The sequence below is a fragment of the Actinokineospora spheciospongiae genome (assembly GCF_003182415.1).
Lineage (GTDB): Bacteria > Actinomycetota > Actinomycetes > Mycobacteriales > Pseudonocardiaceae > Actinokineospora > Actinokineospora spheciospongiae.
The window spans coordinates 142,671-159,445 of record NZ_QHCP01000016.1; the positions used below are offsets into that span (position 1 = coordinate 142,671).

Below are 16,775 nucleotides of genomic sequence, written 5' to 3' on the forward strand. Positions count from 1 at the left end.
CATCGCTCAGGCCCCCACGATGCCCTTGAGCACGGTGACCACCAGCGGCGCCAGCGCGGCCAACGCGTAGCCGATCCCGGCGGCCTTGAACGCCTCCTTCGACTTCTCCTGCTCGCCGGGATCGCCGCCGCCGAAGACCCGACGCACACCGCCGATGGTGAGGAACACCGTCGCCAGGGTGGCCAGGATGCCCATGAGCCAGTTGCGGATGTTGTTGAGGACCTCCTCCACGCTGCCTGCGAGCGCGAGGACCGTGGCGTCGGCGTGTGCGGTGGAGGCGCACAGCACGGGCGCGAGGATGACCGCGCCGGTGAGCACCACGATCGCGCGCAGGGTGTCCCCGCCGCGGCTCGCCGAGGCGGGGAATGTCGCGGGGGTGGTGTTCGGTGTGGCGGTGTGGGGCCCGGTCGGTCGGGTTCGGCGTGCCGCGGCGCGCAGTGGGGTGGCGGGCTCGCGGTGAGGCCGGTGGTTGTGGGCGCGGTGGTCGGGCCGGTGGCGGGAGGGTGAATGGGTCAGGCGCATCGGGGCACCTCCGCAGTCGTGCTCGACGACCGTCGGGATGTCCCGGTGGGGTGGTCGGGCGAGGGGGTGGACGCGGGGGTCGGCGTGAGGGTCGGTGCCGTTGCCTCGCGATCCTCGACTCCGGTTTCGGGGTTCTTTTTCCAGTGGCGATGCCGAACCGTGACCAACGTTTTTCCGCCGCCCTTGCTCACCGTGGGTGACAGCCGGGCCGGTCGAGGTGGGGGGTCGGCGGCGGTGTCCGCGGCAGTGGTGATGGTCGTGGAGTGCACCGCGCGGATCTGCGCGTCGCGGTCGCGGCGGTCGGCGGGGTCGTCGTGCGGCGCTTGTTCGGTGAGCCAGGCGAGCAGGCGTGCCTCGGCGTGGCTGCGAGCCCAGTGCAGGGTGGTGACCCCGACGCCGCGCTCGGCCGCGGCGGCGGTGAGGGTGTGGTCTTCGAGTCGGGTGGAGCCGATCAGTTCGGCCTCCTCGCCGGTGATCGCCCCGGCGGCGACGGCGCGGGCGAGGACGAAGTCCGGGTGCCCCCACGGCGGTGCCGGCTTCTCACCGTGGAAGTCCTCATCGGAGGGTGTCGGGCGGGCCAGGGCGTCGCGGATGGCCAGGTGTCCCGCGCGCAGTCCCGCGCAGCGCAGCCGCCACAGCACCCACGGCTTGCCCAGGTCCATGCCCGCCAACTCGGCCAGGAATCCGGTGAGGATCGCGCCGTGGATGTCGCGGTGGTCGTCGGCGAAGCGCGAGCACAGGCCCGCGGCGACGGCGAACAGGGCGGGCAGCGCGAGCCCGACGCAGGCCACGGTCCAGGCGTCGCCCTCGTCGCGGGAGCGGGTGACCAGGTGCACCCACACCGAGTCCACCGTCGGCATCGGAAGGTCGGCGCCCAGCAGCAGCTCGCGCAGCTCGTCGAGAGGCACCCGCCGCCGGGGCAGGCCGGGGAAGTGACGGCCCTCGATCGACAACGGGCGCGGCCCGGTGACCAACCACTCGAACGCCGCCCGCACGGAATCCAGCGGCAGCGAATCAACATCGAATGACGTGTTACTGGAAAGGGAATCCGGGGCCATGTCGGCTCCTTGTCCGGTCGGAGGAAACAACGACCAGGCAAGAAAGCCCGATTACCTCCACCGCAACGCCACGGCGCCGCCTCCGCGCTGCCTCCCCAGCGCCACCGACACCCGCAGGTGATCAATCCCGGGCGCCACGGAGATCATCTGCGGTCCGGCGCAACGCCCACCACGGCGACCGCGCGAGATCATCCAGGAGCAGCGAACATACCGTTCTACCTGCCGTGATGCCGCTCCGGTGGCGACCCGGTGGCGATGTGGTGGCATCGACTCAGTGGTCGCGAGACGCGGTCCGGCGCCGGTCGCGCACCACTCGCCGACCTGTTCCCCAACATCGTCGGAACCATTCAGCGAGGGGCACCCTTGTCGGCGCGGGCCATGTTCCGCGCGGGTGCACGCGCGAGCCTTGCCCCGGTGCTTGCCCATCACGGGCCCACGAAAACCGTTGATAAAGATTGAATAACAGGACTGGAAAAGTGGGTCGTTTTTCGGAGTCGGGGGGTGTCCGAGAGCGCCCCAAGTCACCGGGCGCATCCCACCGGGTTCCTGTGAGGATTCCATGCCCCAGTCCGAGCACTCCGCCTCCCGCGGACCGAAGCGGCGCGGCGACAGCCCTCGCCCGGCGAGCACCCGTTCCGGTGCCCGCCGCGGCGGGGACCGCCGCCCCTATCCGACCGCGGCGACCACCACCCGCATCAGCCCGGCCAAGCCCGATCCGGCGGGCACCGGCCCCCGGCCGCGCGGGTCGGCCACGACGCCCACCCCGGCGACGGTCTGGACCGCCGGTCCGGTGCCGATCGAGCTGCACACCCCGTGGCCGACACCGATCATCACCACGGTCGTCGGCTCGTTCAGCGAGCCCGGCGCACGCGTCACGCTGCTGCCCTGGCCGGTGTTCCCCGCCCGCCCGCGGCTCGCCCCGGTCGGCTCGGACGGGGTGATCGACCGTTCTCCGGTGACCGGTCTGGACGACGAACTCGCCGCCGCGCTCGCCACCATCGAGGGCCTCGACCGGACCGCACGCGTGGTGCGCGTCGCGGTCGATCCGACCGCCCTCGGCGCCCGCGTGCGGTCGTCGCGGGTCGACCTCGTCGACGATGGCGAGCACCCGCCGTTCACAGGCTTCCCGCAGGCGCACCTGGATGTCGACGACGGTGTCCTCGGCCCGAGTGAGGACGCACCGGCGGACACGGACCTGGTCATCACCAGTCTGCGTTCCGAGGACGGCGACGAGCGGTCCGGGGACCTGGTGGCCGCTGCCGCGGCCCGGCTGTTGCGGGTCGGAGGGATCCTCGTCGTGCTCACCCACTGTGACTGGACCTCGGGTGAGCTGGTCGACCCGACCGGGGCGGTGGTGGCCTCGGCGCAGAACGCCGACCTGCTCTACCTGCAGCACATCGTCGCCCTGCACGCCCCCGTCCGCGGCAGCCGGTTCACCACCGAACCGCCCACCGCCGCTGACGGCGCCGCGGTCGAGGACCGGGCCCACGTCCGGCACCGGGCGGCCGTGCGCGGGCTGCCCGCCCCGCACCGGCGCATCCACTCCGACGTCCTCGTCTTCGCCCAGCCGCACGACCACAAGTACGAGCCGCCTCGACCCAACCCGGCCGAACAGGCGGGCCAGAGCGGAGTCATCCGGTGAGCGGCGCCCGGGTTCCCGACCCCACCCACCCCGGAGCCCACCGCCAGGAAGGCACCCCCGTGGCCGACGACCGCACCCCGCTCTCCCCCGTGCCCGAGCCGAGCCCGGGGCACGCCGACGCATCCGTCGACGGACCCACCCAGCGCATCCCGCGCGCCGTCATCGACGACCTCGACACCACCACCGCGGTCCCGCCCACGGACATGGTCGAGGATCTGGTGGGGGACGTGGCGGTGTCGGTGTGGACGACCGCGCAGTCCGCCCCGGTGACCCAGCGCAGGGGCCGCTACGTGCCCGGCTCGACCGCGCACCCCGCCAAGATGCTCCCCGCCGTCGCCGCGCACGCCATCGCCCACTACACCCGCCCCGGGGACCTGGTGCTCGACCCGATGTGCGGGATCGGCACCACCCTCGTCGAAGCCCTGCACGCCGGGCGGCGTGCGGTCGGGGTCGAGTACGAACCGCACTGGGTCGACGTCGCCCGCGCCAACCTCGCCCTCGCCCACGACACCGGAGCAACCCCTGAAGGCCAGGTGTTCCACGGCGACGCCCGCAGACTCTCCTCGCTGCTGCCCGCGGAGTACCTCGGGCAGGCGGCGCTGGTGGTCACCTCACCGCCGTACGGTCCCTCCACGCACGGGCAGGTGGCGGTCGCCCCCGGAGCAGGGGTGCAGAAGTACCACCACCTCTACGGCAACACCCTCGACCGCGGCAACCTCGCCAACATCGGCCACCACCGACTGCTGTCAGGGTTCACCCGCATCCTCGCCGGACTCACCGCGTACCTGCGGCCGGGCGGGCACATCGCCATCACCATCCGCCCCTGGCGCGAACACGCCGAACTGATCGACCTGCCCTCCCAAATCCTCACCTGCGGCCTGCACGCCGGACTGATCCCCGTCGAACGCAACGTCGCGCTCCTCGCCCGCGCCGCGGACACCGACCTCGTCGCCCGCGGGTCGTTCTTCCAACGCGACTTCATCCGCAAACAGCGCGAAGCCGGACTGCCCCTGCACCTCATCGCCCACGAGGACGTGCTCATCTTCCGCACCCCTCTACGCCGCACCGCCACCTCGGAGACCGCGACCGACCGCCGGCAGGCGCACCGCTCCCGCGACCGAGCGCGACACACCGCGGAGCCCAGCGACGGGCCGGGTGCGCCGGAGAGTCGGGCGGCATGAACACCCGAGCGCACACCACACCGCGCCGGTCCGGGTGCGCCCGCGTCCCCGCCGCCGTCACCTCGACGACGGCGGGGGCGGGGGTGGGGCGGGCAACCATGGCACCAGCGCCGAGGGTCATCGACGCCCGGGAGCCGGTCGTCGGGTCGCTGTGCACCGGACACGGCGGCCTGGACCTCGGCGTGCTCGCCGCGCTCGGCGGTGGCCGCATCGCCTGGTGCGCCGACCCCGACCCGCACATCACCACCATCCTCGCCGCCCGGATGCCCGCCGTCCCCAACCTTGGGGACCTGCGGCACATCGACTGGACGAGCCTGACCCCGGTCGACGTGCTCACCGCCGGGTTCCCCTGCCAGGACATCTCCGCCGCGGGCACCCGGGCGGGCATCGAGAAAGGGGCCCGCAGTGGGCTGTGGGCCGACATCGTGGCGGGCCTTCGCCTACTACGACCCGCGCTCGTCGTCGTGGAGAACGTCGCCGCCCTCCGCTGGAGAAACGGCGGGTTGCACCGCGTACTCGGCGACCTGGCCGAAGCGGGGTATGACGCGGCATGGCGTAGCGTCCGCGCCGCCGACATCGGCGCCGCCCACCGCCGCGAACGCGTGTTCCTCCTCGCCTGGCCGCGTGTGTCCGGCACCGGACGAGGACACGGGCACAGCGTCGTCGAGGACCGCACCCGCCGACTCGTCGAACGATATCTGCGCCGCCGAGCCGCGCAGCGACCTCCCGGTGCCCGACCGGCTTCGGCTGCTGCCAACGCCGACAGCCTCCGACGCGAAGAACTGCACGCACCGGACCCAGGGCGGTGGGCCGTCACTGCCGGACACGGTGCGGCTGTTGCCGACACCACGGGCCACCGACGGCACGAAAGGCTGCCCCGCGCAGCGAGGGTCCAAGGGCGACCTGATGCTGCCCTCAGCGATCATCAGCCTGCTCACCCCACCACCGGGCGCCCACGACGGCGCCACCTCACAGCGGTTCCCGGACCGGTCGTCGAGCCGGTCGGCCCGCCGCCCGCGGGGTCGGTGAACTGGGGCCCCTACGAGGCCGCGGTCCGCCGTTGGGAGGCGGTGCTCGGGCGTCCGGCGCCGTGCCCGACCCAGCCCGGCAACCATGGCCGCCCCGTGCTCGCGCCCGCCTTCGTCGAGCACCTCATGGGTCTGCCGAGCGGGTGGGTCACCGATCTGCCCCTGCCCCGCACCGCGCAACTGCGGGCGTTGGGCAACGGCGTTCTCCCCCAGCAGGCCACCCATGCGGTGTCGCTGCTGCTGAGCGACCTCGCCGCACTCATCCACACCGACCACCAGCCCCGCACCGGGCAGGAAAGGGCGGCGGCATGAGCACGCCAACCCCGACCGCACCCACCCCTGGTCCCGGGCCCGCGCTGCGGCTGCTGTCCTTGGGTGCCGGAGTGCAGAGCACCACGGTCTTGCTGCTGGCCTGCGAAGGCGAGATCCCCCCGTTCGACGTGGCCCTGTTCGCCGACACCGGTTGGGAACCCCGCGCGGTCTACGCCAACCTCCGGCGCCTGGCCATCCACGCAGGCAAGCGAGGCATCCCGGTACGGCAGGTCTCCGCCGGGGACATCCGCGCCGACGCCCTCAACCCCCGCCACCGGTTCGTGTCCATGCCGCTGCACACCCTCAACCCCGACGGGTCGCGAGGGCTCGCGAGGAGGCAATGCACCAAGGAGTACAAGCTCGTACCGCTGAAGAAGGCCGCCCGGGAGCTGCTGGGGTATCCGCACCCGCGGCGGGTGCCACGCGGGGTGTACGCCGAGCAGGCCATCGGCATCAGCACCGACGAGTTCACCCGCGCCAAGGACTCCGGTCTGCGGTTCCTGCGCAACGTGTTCCCCCTGATCGACCTCGGCTTCGACCGCACCCGCTGCATGGACTACCTCACCGAGCGCGGCTTCGGCGCGACGGTGAAGTCAGCCTGCGTGGGGTGTCCGTTCCACGGCAACGCCGGATGGCGGTGGATCCGCGACCACGACCCACTCGGATGGGCCGAAGCCATCGAGTTCGACCGGGCCATCCGCCACGGCTACCCGCGCGCCACCGAGCAGGGTCAGCAGTTGCGCGGGCAGTACTTCCTGCACCGCTCCTGCCTCCCTCTCGACCAGGTCGACCTCGACGCGCCCAAGAGAACCAAAAAGCACCTGCGGCTGATCACCGCCGAAGCGGCGCTCGGCGCGGACACCGAGGAGGACGGCGACCCGGACGGCTGCTCGCCGTGGTCGTGCCGCTCCGGTGAACCGGTGCCCGGCTCCGGGGAGCGTGCGGCGTGAGCACCGCAACCACGACGACGCCAGCCTCTATTGCAACGTCCACGCCGGTGTTGTGTCCGGCGGCATCGAAGCCGTCGGTGGTGTTTGGTGTGGCGGCGATGGTCGGATACCTGCTTTCGGTCGTCGCCGCCAACGTCGTCTCGGTGTACTGGTCGCCGTTGGCCGGTGGTGGGTTGCTCATCCCGGCGGGAACATTGTTCGCCGGGGTGAGCTTGACCGCCCGGGACCTGGTGCACGAGGTGTGCGGATCGCGCGGCGTGGCCGCGGGCATCGTGGCCGGGACCGGGGTGTCCGCGGTGCTGGCCTCCTCGCAGATTGCGGTGGCCAGCACCGCGGCCTTCGCCCTCTCCGAAGCCCTCGACGCCGTCATCTACACGCGGATTCGACACCGCACGCGCTTGGGAGCTGTCGCGGTGTCGAACGTGGTCGGCCTCGTGGTCGACAGCGCGGTGTTCGTCCCGTTGGCCTTCGGTGACGTGGCCGCCGTGCCCGGTCAGATCCTGGGCAAGACAGCCGCCACGGCGTGCACCCTGCTCGCCCTGCACGCCGCGGGTCGGACGGTGCGGCCGTGAGGTTCTACCTGGGAACCCATCAACCCGCCTGGCTCGCCCGCGACCTCGGCGTCCCCTTGCTGGTCAGCCACCGGCGCCTCGCCGGGCGCCGCGGCTTCCCGCGAGCGAGCGGCCCGTGGGCACTGGATTCGGGCGGCTTCACCGAACTGTCCCTGCACGGCCGATGGCGCACCGACGCGGCAACCTACGCCACAGCGGTGCGCCGCTACGCCACCGAGATCGGCAACCTCGACTGGGCCGCACCCCGCGACTGGATGACCGAGGGCTCGGTGCTGGCCCGCACCGGACTGAGCCTGAGCACCCACCAGCGTCGCACCGTCACCGACTACCTGCGACTGCGCGACCTCGCCCCGGACCTGCCGTTCATCCCGGTCCTGCAAGGCCAGTCCCTCACCGACTACCACCACTGCGCCGACCTCTACGAACGCCACGGCGTCGACCTGGCGACGCTTCCCTTGGTAGGGGTTGGGAGCGTATGTCGCCGCCAGCACACTGCCGAGGTCGAAGCCATCGTCCGCGCCCTCACCGCCCGCGGATACCGGCTGCACACCTTCGGCGCCAAGATCCTCGGCCTCGACCGCTACGGCGACACCATCATTTCCAGCGACTCGATGTCCTGGAGCTTCAGCGGACGGTTCGTGCCCGGCTGCTCCCCTACCCACCGCAGCGAGTCGAACTGCCGGGGCTTCGCCCTGTCCTGGTACCGGCGCGTCACCCAACGCCTGGACTTCAGCCCACACACCGACACGACCAGCACCAGCACGGTGCCGCAGGCTGAACGGAGTGGCCCATGCAGCACGGCAAAACACCCACCAGGCGGATCGCCGGCACGCGCCGGCTCGGCACCGGCGACCCCGCCGCGCCCCGGCCGCCTCTCACCGGCGAAGCGCCGCCCACCACCGAAGCGCACCCCCACAACCGGGCGACGCCACCACCGCGACCGAACGCAGCGCCCGTGGACTCTCAGATGCTGCTGACCCCGGACCAGGCTGCTGCACTGCTGCAAGTCCGCCCGTCCTGGCTCCGACGCAAAGCAGCCGCCCGCGCGATCCCCTGCCGATACCTGGGCAAGCACCTGCGCTTCACCCACGCCGACCTCACCGCGATCGCCGAGCAAAGCGCCGCGGGCACCACTGGAGACCCGCGCACCCGCGGCCACCGCGTCCCCTGATCGGGGAACCTTCGGTGACACCGCTTGCCCTTCTCGGCCCCATCACGGGTCCATACACCCGTACCCCCTGGACCGACCCAACCGAAGGGCGACGAACGACGATGGCCTACGTCGAACCCAGCGGACCCGACTCCTGGCGCGTGCGCTACCCCAAACCCGACGGCAGCCTCGGCTCCCTGTCCGGCTTCACCACCAAGACTGAAGCCGAGAACAAGGCACAAGAGATCACCGTCGACCAACGACGCGCGCAGTTCATCGACCCCGACGGCGGAAAAATCACCCTCACCGCATGGGCCACCGAATGGTTCGACGCCCTCGACGTCGGCCCGAACACCGAACGCCAGTACCGCAGCTTCTGGATCAACCACCTCACACCCCACTGGGGCCGGCACAGTCTCGACTCCATCACCAACCTGTCCATCCGCGCCTGGATGAAGACCAAACACCACGACGGCTACGCCCCCACCACCGTCGCCGCCATGGTCAAACTCCTGTCCATGATGCTCTCCGACGCCGCCGACGAGCGCCTCATCCACGCCAACCCCTACCGCCCCCACCGGCGCGGACGCCGCCGCCGCGCCACACCCCGCGAACGCGTCCACACCACCCCCGACCGCGCCCTGCGCATCGCCCTGCACGCCGCCACCCTCGCAGGCCCCTGGGCCGCCATCCTCCTCATCACCGCCGCCTGGACCGGCGCCCGCTGGGGCGAACTACTCGCCCTGCAACGCCACAACCTCCACCTCACCACCGGGCACATGGTCATCGACCCCGACGAGGGCAACCTCCTCGAAGTCGACGGCAAGTTCTCCTTCGGATACCCGAAAACCGACGAATCCGCACGCACCATCAGCCTGCCCCCGTTCCTGATCGTCCTCTTGCAACACCACCTCACCACCCACGACCACGACTTCGTCTTCCTCACCCCCAACGGTGATCACCCCCGCCGCTCCAACTTCTCCCGCCGCGTTATGCGCCCCGCCGCCGACGGCACCCGTAACCACCCTGACCACTGGCCCGTACTCCCACCCGTCCAGCCTGGGCTCACCGTCCACGGCTTGCGCCACAGCCACAAGACCTGGCTCATCGCCGACCTCATCCCCGAGATCGCCCAAGCCAAACGCCTCGGCCACCGCATCCCCGACAAAATCGAACACCTCTACAGCCACGTCGCCCCCGAAGTCGAAATCCGCCTCCTCGACTCCCTGCAACGCCGCTGGAACGACGCCCTGTTCACCGTCACCGGGCTCCGGCCCGACAACCTGCCCGTCCCGCTTCTCGGAGCGCGCTCGGCCCCGGTCGCTCGCGGCCCTGTCCGACAGTTGCGGACGACCGGTTGACGCTTGATATGTCAAGAACACCTACCCACACCCGCTCCGGCCGGGTGTCCGGGCTGCCCATGGTGGGTGGCCGATGATCCGGTCCGCGGCGTCGAGGGCGATCCGCTCGATGCCGGTGGGGCGGACCGTCGTTGACCACCTGGCACGGGCAGCCCCGGCAGGCAGGCACTCTCCTACTGCGCCCGAGTTCACCGCATCGCGCGCGGTGGATGAGTGCGGCCGTAACGAGCTGGTGGTGGGGCGCGACGAGTCCAGTGGATCATGCATGACGTTGCGGCCGAGTGGGAGGACATATGGCGGCCCAGCAGGATGACGACATCGCGGCAGAGCGCCACACCAGGCGGCTCGCCGTCGTGGGCATCCTCGCTAACGCCTTCGGCGTGGTCGCCGCGGTCCAGGGCTTCCTCAAGGGGGACGTCCTGCTCAGGGCCGCCGTCGGCCTCCTGGTGGTGGGCTGCCTGCTCGCCGGGGGCAGCGCGGCCATCGGTGTCGACCGCCTCGTCAACCCGCGCGGCACCGACACCGCGCTGCCACCGCCACCACGCGCCGATCCCGACTCCGCCGCCGAAACGATGCCACCTGTCCCCACGACGACCGCGGCGCGCTCATCGGGGGCGACCAGCACAGGCCCGCGCAAGCTCGTGGACCAGACCGTTGTCCTGCCCCGCGACGCCGCCGTCGATGTCGACGCACCCGGCCAGGAAGCCGTCACCGACCACGACGACGGCGCCACCGGTGACCACGACCTGTTCCACGATTGGGGGCAGGTCAGGTCCGACAACATCCAGGCCGTCAACGGGCCCAACATCTACCCGTACTCCGGTGGCAGCCCCAGCCAGGCTTACCACACCTGCAAAAGTGACATGGACAGGCCCGCCAACCCCAACACCGGCGGTGGTGACTTCTGCTTCCGCACCTCCGAGGGGCGAACCGCGTTCGCCAGCACCACCCGCACCCGCGAGGACAAGGCGTTCGTCCTGCACGTCATCGTCTGGGACGACCCAGCCGCATAGCGGCGCCCCAAGCCCGCGCCCGACAGATCCGGCCCGGTGCCCAGGGGCTCGAAGTGCTGGTGCGCCCGCCTTTCCGGTGAAGACAGCGCCACCTGCGGCGAGCGGCACGGTCGGCACGTGGATGATCCACGGCAGGCCTTCCCGATCGATGTGTTCCGACCGATTCGCCTGGCGGGGTTCATCACACCGCGCGGACCACCGCCACCGGGCAGGGGGCGTGGTGCAGTGCGTATCGGCCGGTGCCCCCGAGGGGGAGGGCGGTGAAGCCGCCGTGGCCGCGGGCGCCGACGACGAGCAACCGGGCGTCGGCGGCGGTCTGGGTGAGCGCGCGGCCCGGGTGTCCGCCCAGCAGGGACAGGTGGACGGGGACGTCGGGGAACCCGGTGTGCAGGGTTTCGGTGGCGGCGGCGAGTTGGGCCGCGTGCAGTGGCGCGTCGTGCTCGTCGCGGACCTGGATCTCGTGGTCTCCGGGGATCAGGGACGGGACGACCATGGTGGCGGTGAGGGCGACTCCCAGCCGGGCGGCTTCGGTGGCGGCGAAGGCGAGGGTGTCGGCCGATGACGGGGACCCGTCGATGCCGACCACCACGCCGCCCGTTCCGCCCTGTTCCTGGCCTGCCACGACCACCGGGCAACGCGCGTGCGCGGCCACCTGGTCGCTGGTGGGACCGAGCAGGAGCCTGCCGACCGCGCCGAGGCCGCGGGCGCCGACGACGACCACGGCGGCGTTCGCGCTCTCCTGCACCAGGGCGCCTGCCGCGGTCGCGGTCGGGAAGGCGCCGGTGACCTCGACCCCCGGCGCCGCCGAGCGCGCGTGGGCCACCGCGGCGTCGAGGATCTGCTGGGCGTCCGCGCGGAGTCCGCCGTGCGGGGCGGCCTTCGTCGGCCTGTCGGGCACCCCGAGCAGCGACCAGACGAAGGCGTGCACGACGCGCAGGGGGCGGTCGGTGTCCACGGCCTCGGCGATCGCCCAGTCCAGGGCCTCTCGCGCGTACTGCGATCCGTCGATGCCGACCACGACGGGGTGTCGGGCCCGGTCCTGGCTGTTCATCCGGTTGCCTCCATCGAGCGGTGGGCGGGATCGGGGACACGTGCGGCCCGGTGCCGCTTGGCGGCGAGGTCGGCGAGCAGTACAACGGGGATCGCGGCCGCGGCCAGCGCCCAGCCCAGCGGCGTCGGTGCTGTTCCGCGCAGCAGTTCGGGCAGCGGTGGCACGAACAGGAAGATACCGAGCACGGCCACCTCGACCGCGACGGCAGCCAGCAGGACGGGGTTGCCGCGCCAGCCCTGCCGGTGGGTCGCGCTGCGGCAGGCGAACGCGTTGCCAAGCTGGCCGAGCACGATCGCGGTGAACGCGGTGCCCGAGGCGGTGACCAGCAGCGTGGAATCGGCCTCGGCTCCGAAGGACCAGCCGCCCGAGCACAGCACCAGCAGGAACGCGCCCATCGCGGTGATCGCCTCCACCGGTCCCAGCAGACCGAACGCGCGGCGCAGCACGGCACCATCGAGCAGCGAGCCCCGGCGGGCCGCCCCGCGCATGGTGCAGGGGTTGGCGGGTTCGGCGCCCAAGGTCATGGCGGGCAGCAGGTCGGTGCCGATGCCGAGTACCAGGACCTTCAACACGGTGATTGCCAGCGGGATCTGACCGCCCGAGAGTGCCCACAGGGCGAACGGGACGAGTTCGGCGACGTTGTCGGTGAGGTGGTAGGTGAGGAACCTGCGGATGTTGGCGAAGGTCGCGCGGCCCAGCCGCACCGCGGTCACGATCGTGGCGAAGTGGTCGTCGAGCAGGACCAGGTCCGCCGCCTCGCGCGCCACGTCGGTGCCGGAGGCGCCCATCGCGACACCGATGTCGGCCGCGCGCAGCGCGGGGCCGTCGTTGACGCCGTCGCCGGTCATGGCGACCACGTGCCCCCGCGATTGCAGGGCGCGGGCAATGCGCAGCTTGTCCTCGGGTGCCACCCGCGCGACCACGACCCCGTCGTGGTCGAGGAGCCCGGCCAGTGCGGTGTCGTCGGCGGGCAGTTCAGCCCCGGTCAGCACGGGGGGTGTCCGGCAGTGCGAGGCCGACCTCCCGGGCGATCGCGGCCGCGGTCCCGGGGTGGTCGCCGGTGATCATCCCGATGCCGATGCCCGCCTGCCTGCCTGCACGCGGTGATCGCGTCCGCGACGTCGGGGCGCGGCGGGTCCTGCAACGCCACGAGACCGAGCAGGTCCAGGTCGCTCTCGGCCGCGGTCGCGGAGTCCAGGTCCGCCCGCCGCGGGCTTGCCCGGTGGGCGACGGCGAGCACACGCAGGCCGCGGCGGCTCAGCGCGTCCACCGCCTCGTGCGCGTCGGCGGGAACCGCGCGGCACAGCGGCAACACCGAGTCCGGGGCCCCGGTGACGTGCACACCGTCGTGGTCGACCGTCGAGGACCGTCGCCTGCGCGGGTCGAACGCGTGCCGCGCGGTCGGCTGAGGGGCCGTGGCGACCCCGGCCTTGGCGGCCAGGACGTGCAGGGCGACCTCCATCGGGTCGCCGACCGGCTGCGGGCGGCCCGCCCGCACCACGACCCGCGCGTCCGGGGAGCAGCGAGCAGCGGTGTCGGCCAAGGCGGGCAGCGCGGCGAGGGCGGCGTCGGGACCGATCGCGGTGCCCTCGACGGCGTAGCCGCTGCCCGAGACCGCGACTTCACCGACCGGTGTCCACACGCGCACGACGGTCATCTCGTTGCGGGTGAGCGTGCCGGTCTTATCGGTGCAGATGAAGGTGGTCGCGCCCAGTGTCTCCACCGCGAGCGCGACCGCGGCGACGACCAGCACGACGCGGTGCAGCTACGTCGCCAGCGGGCTGCGCGGCCTGGTCGCGCTCGCGGTGACCGCGGCCACGGACGCCAACCGGGTCCCGGCCCCGGTGGCGACCACCTCGGCGCCGTCCACGTGCGAGGGTCCGTCCCTTCGAGCTGCGGAGCACAAGCACCGGCTGCCCAATTGAGGTGGACGTAGACGAAGTTCAGCCCCGGAGTGGTGCCCCAGGAGCCGGGCTTCATGTGCTCGGTTTGCAGTGGTTCACGCAGCAGCGGGTTGGCCAGCAGGCGGGTCTGCCCGGCCGACAGGTAATTCACCCCCAGCACGCGTCGACACCGCGGAGTTCGTCGTCCAGCGGACCGCCTGCCCGCGGTTCACCGTCGCGCAGCCTGCTGTTCCACGGTGACGAAGTCGCTCCCCCGCTCATCCTGGCTTCTGCATCGCGCCTGACGAACAGCGATGAGCCCCGGGCGGTCTTCCCACCCCGGCCGTGATCAAACAGCGGGACGGCCAGGCGCCTTGGTCGACGCGCCCGACCGCGGCCGGACGAGTGCGAGCCTGGTCGACCGAACCCGGGCAATGCGATGTACCGCTCAGCGCACCTGTCGTCGGCTCGGCCTCTGGGTGAGGTGGCGGTTCGTCGTGGTGTGCGGGAGAGCCGGTTCTACGGGGTGTCGTGGTCGGGTCGGCCGGTGGCGTGGGCGACGAATCGGGCGGCCAGGTCACGCAGTTTGATGTTGTCCCGTTGGGATTGCTCGGCCAGCAGGGTGAACGCCTCATCGGCTGAGATCTGTCGTAGTGCCATGAGGATGCCCTTGGCCTGGTCGATCACCGCCCGGGTCTTCAGCGCGGTGATGAGTTGCTCGGTGGTGTTGTGGGCCCGCCGGTAGCGGCGGTGCACGCGCAGCGTCGCGGTCACGGTGCTGGTGTAGAGGTCGAGCAGTTTCACGTCCAACTCGGCGAACCCGTGTTCGGCGGCGCTGTAGCAGTTCACCGCGCCGGTGTACTCCTCGTCGATCGTCAGGGGCGCGGACAGGAAGCTGCCGAACCCGGCCGCTCGGGCGTCCTCGCCGAAGGCGGGCCACCGCTCGGCTGCTTCCGTGACCGCCACCCGCACCAGGTGCCCGGTGCTCGCCGCGCGCAGGCACGGGCCGTCACCGGCGGCGTACTGGTCGCGGTCCAACCGGGCGGCGATGTCGCTGGTCGTGGCCGCGGTGCGCGGGGAACCGTCGACGAGCAAGGTGATGCTGGCCTCGTCCACCCCCGGCACGGCTCGGGTGACCTGCTCACACACCTGTTGCAGCAGCAGCGTGAAGTCCTCCACCCTGTCCAGGGCAGCGGTGAGGGACTCCACCGCTGCGGTGACCTCGTCGAGGACAACCGGCCACGCCCGCTCGGGTTGCTGGCCCATGACAGTTCTCCTCATCGGCCGCGCCGAACAGGAGGCAGTCGTGCGTGCGGGGGGCACGAGCGGGTCAGATGGCGCCCCGAGCACGTCGGTGGCCATCCCCACCGGTGACCGGTGGGTTCCCGGCCCGCTGCTGGACCAAGAGGACACGCGCAGCTTCCCCATCACGACGAGGTTCCCACGGCGTTCGCGCGAAATCGGCATACCGCAGAGGTGACACACCGCTGATCCGGTGCGCACGAGGAACCTCGGCCTGCACACGGTACAACAGCGCACACACGAGCATCGGCGCCCACTCGGCGAACCGACCCGACGAACAAGGAGGTTCGGCAGGCTATACCCCCGCCACGGTCACCATCGGTGACAACAGAGTCGTGCGACGAACCTCTGAGGACGCCGACTGCAACCCCACGCACAGGCCTGTGACGTAGTGGGTTGCGGGTTGAACTGGAAAGCGCCTTCCTCGATCCGTTGCCGGTCGAGACGCACCCAGTGCGCGGGCGGTTCATCAAGGACACCGGCGCGTCATTGTCGAAATGTGGCGTGGTGACCATCCTCAGCCGGGTGCCGGGCCGGTCCTGCCGGGCGCTTCGTGTGCCATCGGCACGGGCAGGCGCGCGGTGTGCCCGGTGGGGTTGCCGGGGCTCGGCGCTGTCGGGGCGCACCACTGGTCGGCCAGCCGGAGGAGTTCGGCGTCGGCCTCGGTGACGACCTCGTCCGGGATGTGGGCGCGCAGCGCCACCGCCGCCCACAGCGCCGCGGTCGCGGGCGGTCCGTCGGTATCGGCGGCGAGCATTTCCAGCAGCCGGGCGGCCCGTTCCACCAGCCTGGGGTCGACGGACACACCGGGCACCGGTTCCGACCGGGGACCGGACGGTGGACCAGGGCCGGGGGTGGGGCGCACGTAGCGCATCGCCATCAGTGCCACCAGGTCGGCAGTCAGGTCCATGACCGCATCCTTCCCGCCCGGCCCGTTCGGCGGCGGGTGCGGCACGCACCCGGTCGGGTACGTTCCCGCGCCCGCTGGGAGCCTGCCGGCCTCAGCGGGGCAGCTCGCCGGTGGCGGCGAACTCCAGCCGTTTGGCCACCGACACCGCCTGGTCGCCGAAGCGCTCGAAGAAGCGGGCGACCAGCGCCAGGCTGGCCGCGGCGGCGGGGCCATGCCCCCAAGACGAGGCGGTGACGTGCGCCAAGACCTCACCGTGCAGGCGGTCGAGGACCTCATCAGCGGCCACCAGCTCGGCGTGCCCGCCCTGCGCGGGCCCGCTGACCAGTTCACCGACCCGGTCGGCCATGTCAGCGGCCGTTTGCCCCATGCGGCTGAACGCCGGGTGCAGTTCGGTCGGGACGGCCTGGGCGGGGTGGGCGATGCGGGCGTGGGCGGCGATGTGGGCAGCCAGGTCACCCATGCGCTCGACGCGCTCGGCGCCGTAGACCGCGGCCAGCACCGCACGCAGGTCCCCGGCAACCGGGCCTGCAAGGCCAGCAGGCTGTTGGCCTGCTCCTCACACCGGTCACGCCGCTCGCCCAGGTCACTGTTCGCGACCAACACCTGCTCGGCCAAGGGCAGGTCCGACTCCAGCAGCGCCTGGGTGGCCTGCCGCATCGCCGTCGCGGCCTGCCGGCACATACCGCCCAGTTCGACGCCGAGCTGGGCCAGGTCTCCGTGGAAGGTCGCTCGCACTCTTGGACCCCTAGTGGACGGTCCGCTCCCGCGAAGCGTCCGTGGTTCGGGCTGCTTGCGCAGGCGGGAGCAGCCGCCGGTCGCGCCGACCAGCCAGGCGGCTTC

Annotated in this window: 17 protein-coding genes and 1 pseudogene; 9 read left to right on the forward strand and 9 right to left on the reverse strand. The window is 72.0% G+C overall.

What is annotated here, in order from left to right; all coding sequences use genetic code 11:
* Positions 1-6: 6 nt before the first annotated feature.
* Positions 7-318, reverse strand: coding sequence for a pilin (locus tag DFQ13_RS35385; protein ID WP_233438646.1), 312 nt, complete (start codon positions 316-318; stop codon positions 7-9).
* A gap of 194 nt (positions 319-512) precedes the next feature.
* Positions 513-1,580, reverse strand: coding sequence for a hypothetical protein (locus DFQ13_RS35710; protein WP_110082265.1), 1,068 nt, complete (start codon positions 1,578-1,580; stop codon positions 513-515).
* A gap of 559 nt (positions 1,581-2,139) precedes the next feature.
* Between DFQ13_RS35710 and DFQ13_RS30345 the strand changes: the two genes are divergently transcribed.
* From DFQ13_RS30345 to DFQ13_RS30385, 9 genes are all read left to right on the forward strand, one after another.
* Entirely contained in the window at positions 2,140-3,222 is a 1,083-nt protein-coding gene (locus DFQ13_RS30345; protein ID WP_110082266.1) for a hypothetical protein, read from the forward strand.
* Positions 3,219-4,403 carry a DNA methyltransferase gene (locus DFQ13_RS30350; RefSeq protein ID WP_181400225.1) on the forward strand — a complete coding sequence of 395 codons (1,185 nt, stop codon included), beginning with the start codon at positions 3,219-3,221 and terminating at the stop codon, positions 4,401-4,403. The genes DFQ13_RS30345 and DFQ13_RS30350 overlap by 4 nt, the downstream gene beginning before the upstream one ends.
* On the forward strand, positions 4,400-5,743 hold the full coding sequence (locus DFQ13_RS30355; RefSeq protein ID WP_233438647.1) for a DNA cytosine methyltransferase: 1,344 nt from the start codon (positions 4,400-4,402) through the stop codon (positions 5,741-5,743). The genes DFQ13_RS30350 and DFQ13_RS30355 overlap by 4 nt, the downstream gene beginning before the upstream one ends.
* Entirely contained in the window at positions 5,740-6,693 is a 954-nt protein-coding gene (locus tag DFQ13_RS30360) for a hypothetical protein (RefSeq protein ID WP_110082267.1), read from the forward strand. Before DFQ13_RS30355 ends, DFQ13_RS30360 begins: the two co-directional genes overlap by 4 nt.
* Positions 6,694-6,791: 98 nt before the next feature.
* A complete protein-coding gene (locus tag DFQ13_RS30365) occupies positions 6,792-7,265 on the forward strand; it encodes a VUT family protein (RefSeq protein WP_110082304.1) in 474 nt (157 codons plus the stop codon).
* Complete coding sequence (locus DFQ13_RS30370) at positions 7,262-8,242, forward strand: deazapurine DNA modification protein DpdA family protein (protein WP_456049234.1); 981 nt, start codon at positions 7,262-7,264, stop codon at positions 8,240-8,242. Before DFQ13_RS30365 ends, DFQ13_RS30370 begins: the two co-directional genes overlap by 4 nt.
* The gene (locus DFQ13_RS35395; RefSeq protein ID WP_110082268.1) at positions 8,233-8,436 is read left to right on the forward strand and encodes a helix-turn-helix domain-containing protein; all 204 of its coding nucleotides are present in this window, start codon (positions 8,233-8,235) and stop codon (positions 8,434-8,436) included. Before DFQ13_RS30370 ends, DFQ13_RS35395 begins: the two co-directional genes overlap by 10 nt.
* 14 nt (positions 8,437-8,450) lie before the next feature.
* A complete protein-coding gene (locus tag DFQ13_RS30380; protein ID WP_233438649.1) occupies positions 8,451-9,776 on the forward strand; it encodes a tyrosine-type recombinase/integrase in 1,326 nt (441 codons plus the stop codon).
* A 293-nt stretch (positions 9,777-10,069) separates the two neighbouring features.
* A complete protein-coding gene (locus tag DFQ13_RS30385; RefSeq protein ID WP_110082270.1) occupies positions 10,070-10,789 on the forward strand; it encodes a hypothetical protein in 720 nt (239 codons plus the stop codon).
* Positions 10,790-10,970: 181 nt separating this feature from the next.
* Here DFQ13_RS30385 and DFQ13_RS30390 read toward each other — a convergent pair whose 3' ends face one another.
* The 7 genes and pseudogenes from DFQ13_RS30390 to DFQ13_RS30420 all read right to left on the reverse strand — a co-directional run bounded on the left by DFQ13_RS30390 (position 10,971) and on the right by DFQ13_RS30420 (position 16,434).
* Complete coding sequence (locus tag DFQ13_RS30390) at positions 10,971-11,840, reverse strand: universal stress protein (protein ID WP_110082271.1); 870 nt, start codon at positions 11,838-11,840, stop codon at positions 10,971-10,973.
* On the reverse strand, positions 11,837-12,832 hold the full coding sequence (locus tag DFQ13_RS35715) for an HAD-IC family P-type ATPase (RefSeq protein WP_267897673.1): 996 nt from the start codon (positions 12,830-12,832) through the stop codon (positions 11,837-11,839). Before DFQ13_RS35715 ends, DFQ13_RS30390 begins: the two co-directional genes overlap by 4 nt.
* Complete coding sequence (locus DFQ13_RS35405) at positions 12,826-13,593, reverse strand: cation-translocating P-type ATPase (RefSeq protein ID WP_267897674.1); 768 nt, start codon at positions 13,591-13,593, stop codon at positions 12,826-12,828. The genes DFQ13_RS35715 and DFQ13_RS35405 overlap by 7 nt, the downstream gene beginning before the upstream one ends.
* 227 nt (positions 13,594-13,820) lie before the next feature.
* Positions 13,821-13,904 (reverse strand): annotated as a pseudogene (locus DFQ13_RS36060) (hypothetical protein); the annotation flags it as partial.
* Positions 13,905-14,242: 338 nt separating this feature from the next.
* On the reverse strand, positions 14,243-14,989 hold the full coding sequence (locus tag DFQ13_RS30405) for a GAF and ANTAR domain-containing protein (protein ID WP_110082272.1): 747 nt from the start codon (positions 14,987-14,989) through the stop codon (positions 14,243-14,245).
* Between the two features lie 553 nt (positions 14,990-15,542).
* Positions 15,543-15,935: a hypothetical protein gene (locus DFQ13_RS30415; protein WP_110082274.1), complete on the reverse strand. Its 393-nt coding sequence runs from the start codon at positions 15,933-15,935 to the stop codon at positions 15,543-15,545.
* Positions 15,936-16,026: 91 nt separating this feature from the next.
* A complete protein-coding gene (locus tag DFQ13_RS30420) occupies positions 16,027-16,434 on the reverse strand; it encodes a PhoU domain-containing protein (protein WP_233438650.1) in 408 nt (135 codons plus the stop codon).
* Positions 16,435-16,775 lie beyond the last annotated feature (341 nt).

What these genes read in the sequence shown, in the direction of transcription:
- DFQ13_RS30385 (WP_110082270.1), top strand. Translation starts at nt 10,070, where the DNA reads ATGGCGGCCCAGCAGGATGACGACATCGCGGCAGAGCGCCACACCAGG.
- DFQ13_RS30390 (WP_110082271.1), bottom strand. Translation starts at nt 11,840, where the DNA reads ATGAACAGCCAGGACCGGGCCCGACACCCCGTCGTGGTCGGCATCGAC.
- DFQ13_RS30360 (WP_110082267.1), top strand. Translation starts at nt 5,740, where the DNA reads ATGAGCACGCCAACCCCGACCGCACCCACCCCTGGTCCCGGGCCCGCG.
- DFQ13_RS30365 (WP_110082304.1), top strand. Translation starts at nt 6,792, where the DNA reads ATGGTCGGATACCTGCTTTCGGTCGTCGCCGCCAACGTCGTCTCGGTG.
- DFQ13_RS30355 (WP_233438647.1), top strand. Translation starts at nt 4,400, where the DNA reads ATGAACACCCGAGCGCACACCACACCGCGCCGGTCCGGGTGCGCCCGC.
- DFQ13_RS30415 (WP_110082274.1), bottom strand. Translation starts at nt 15,935, where the DNA reads ATGGACCTGACTGCCGACCTGGTGGCACTGATGGCGATGCGCTACGTG.
- DFQ13_RS30405 (WP_110082272.1), bottom strand. Translation starts at nt 14,989, where the DNA reads ATGGGCCAGCAACCCGAGCGGGCGTGGCCGGTTGTCCTCGACGAGGTC.
- DFQ13_RS30345 (WP_110082266.1), top strand. Translation starts at nt 2,140, where the DNA reads ATGCCCCAGTCCGAGCACTCCGCCTCCCGCGGACCGAAGCGGCGCGGC.
- DFQ13_RS35395 (WP_110082268.1), top strand. Translation starts at nt 8,233, where the DNA reads ATGCTGCTGACCCCGGACCAGGCTGCTGCACTGCTGCAAGTCCGCCCG.
- DFQ13_RS35710 (WP_110082265.1), bottom strand. Translation starts at nt 1,580, where the DNA reads ATGGCCCCGGATTCCCTTTCCAGTAACACGTCATTCGATGTTGATTCG.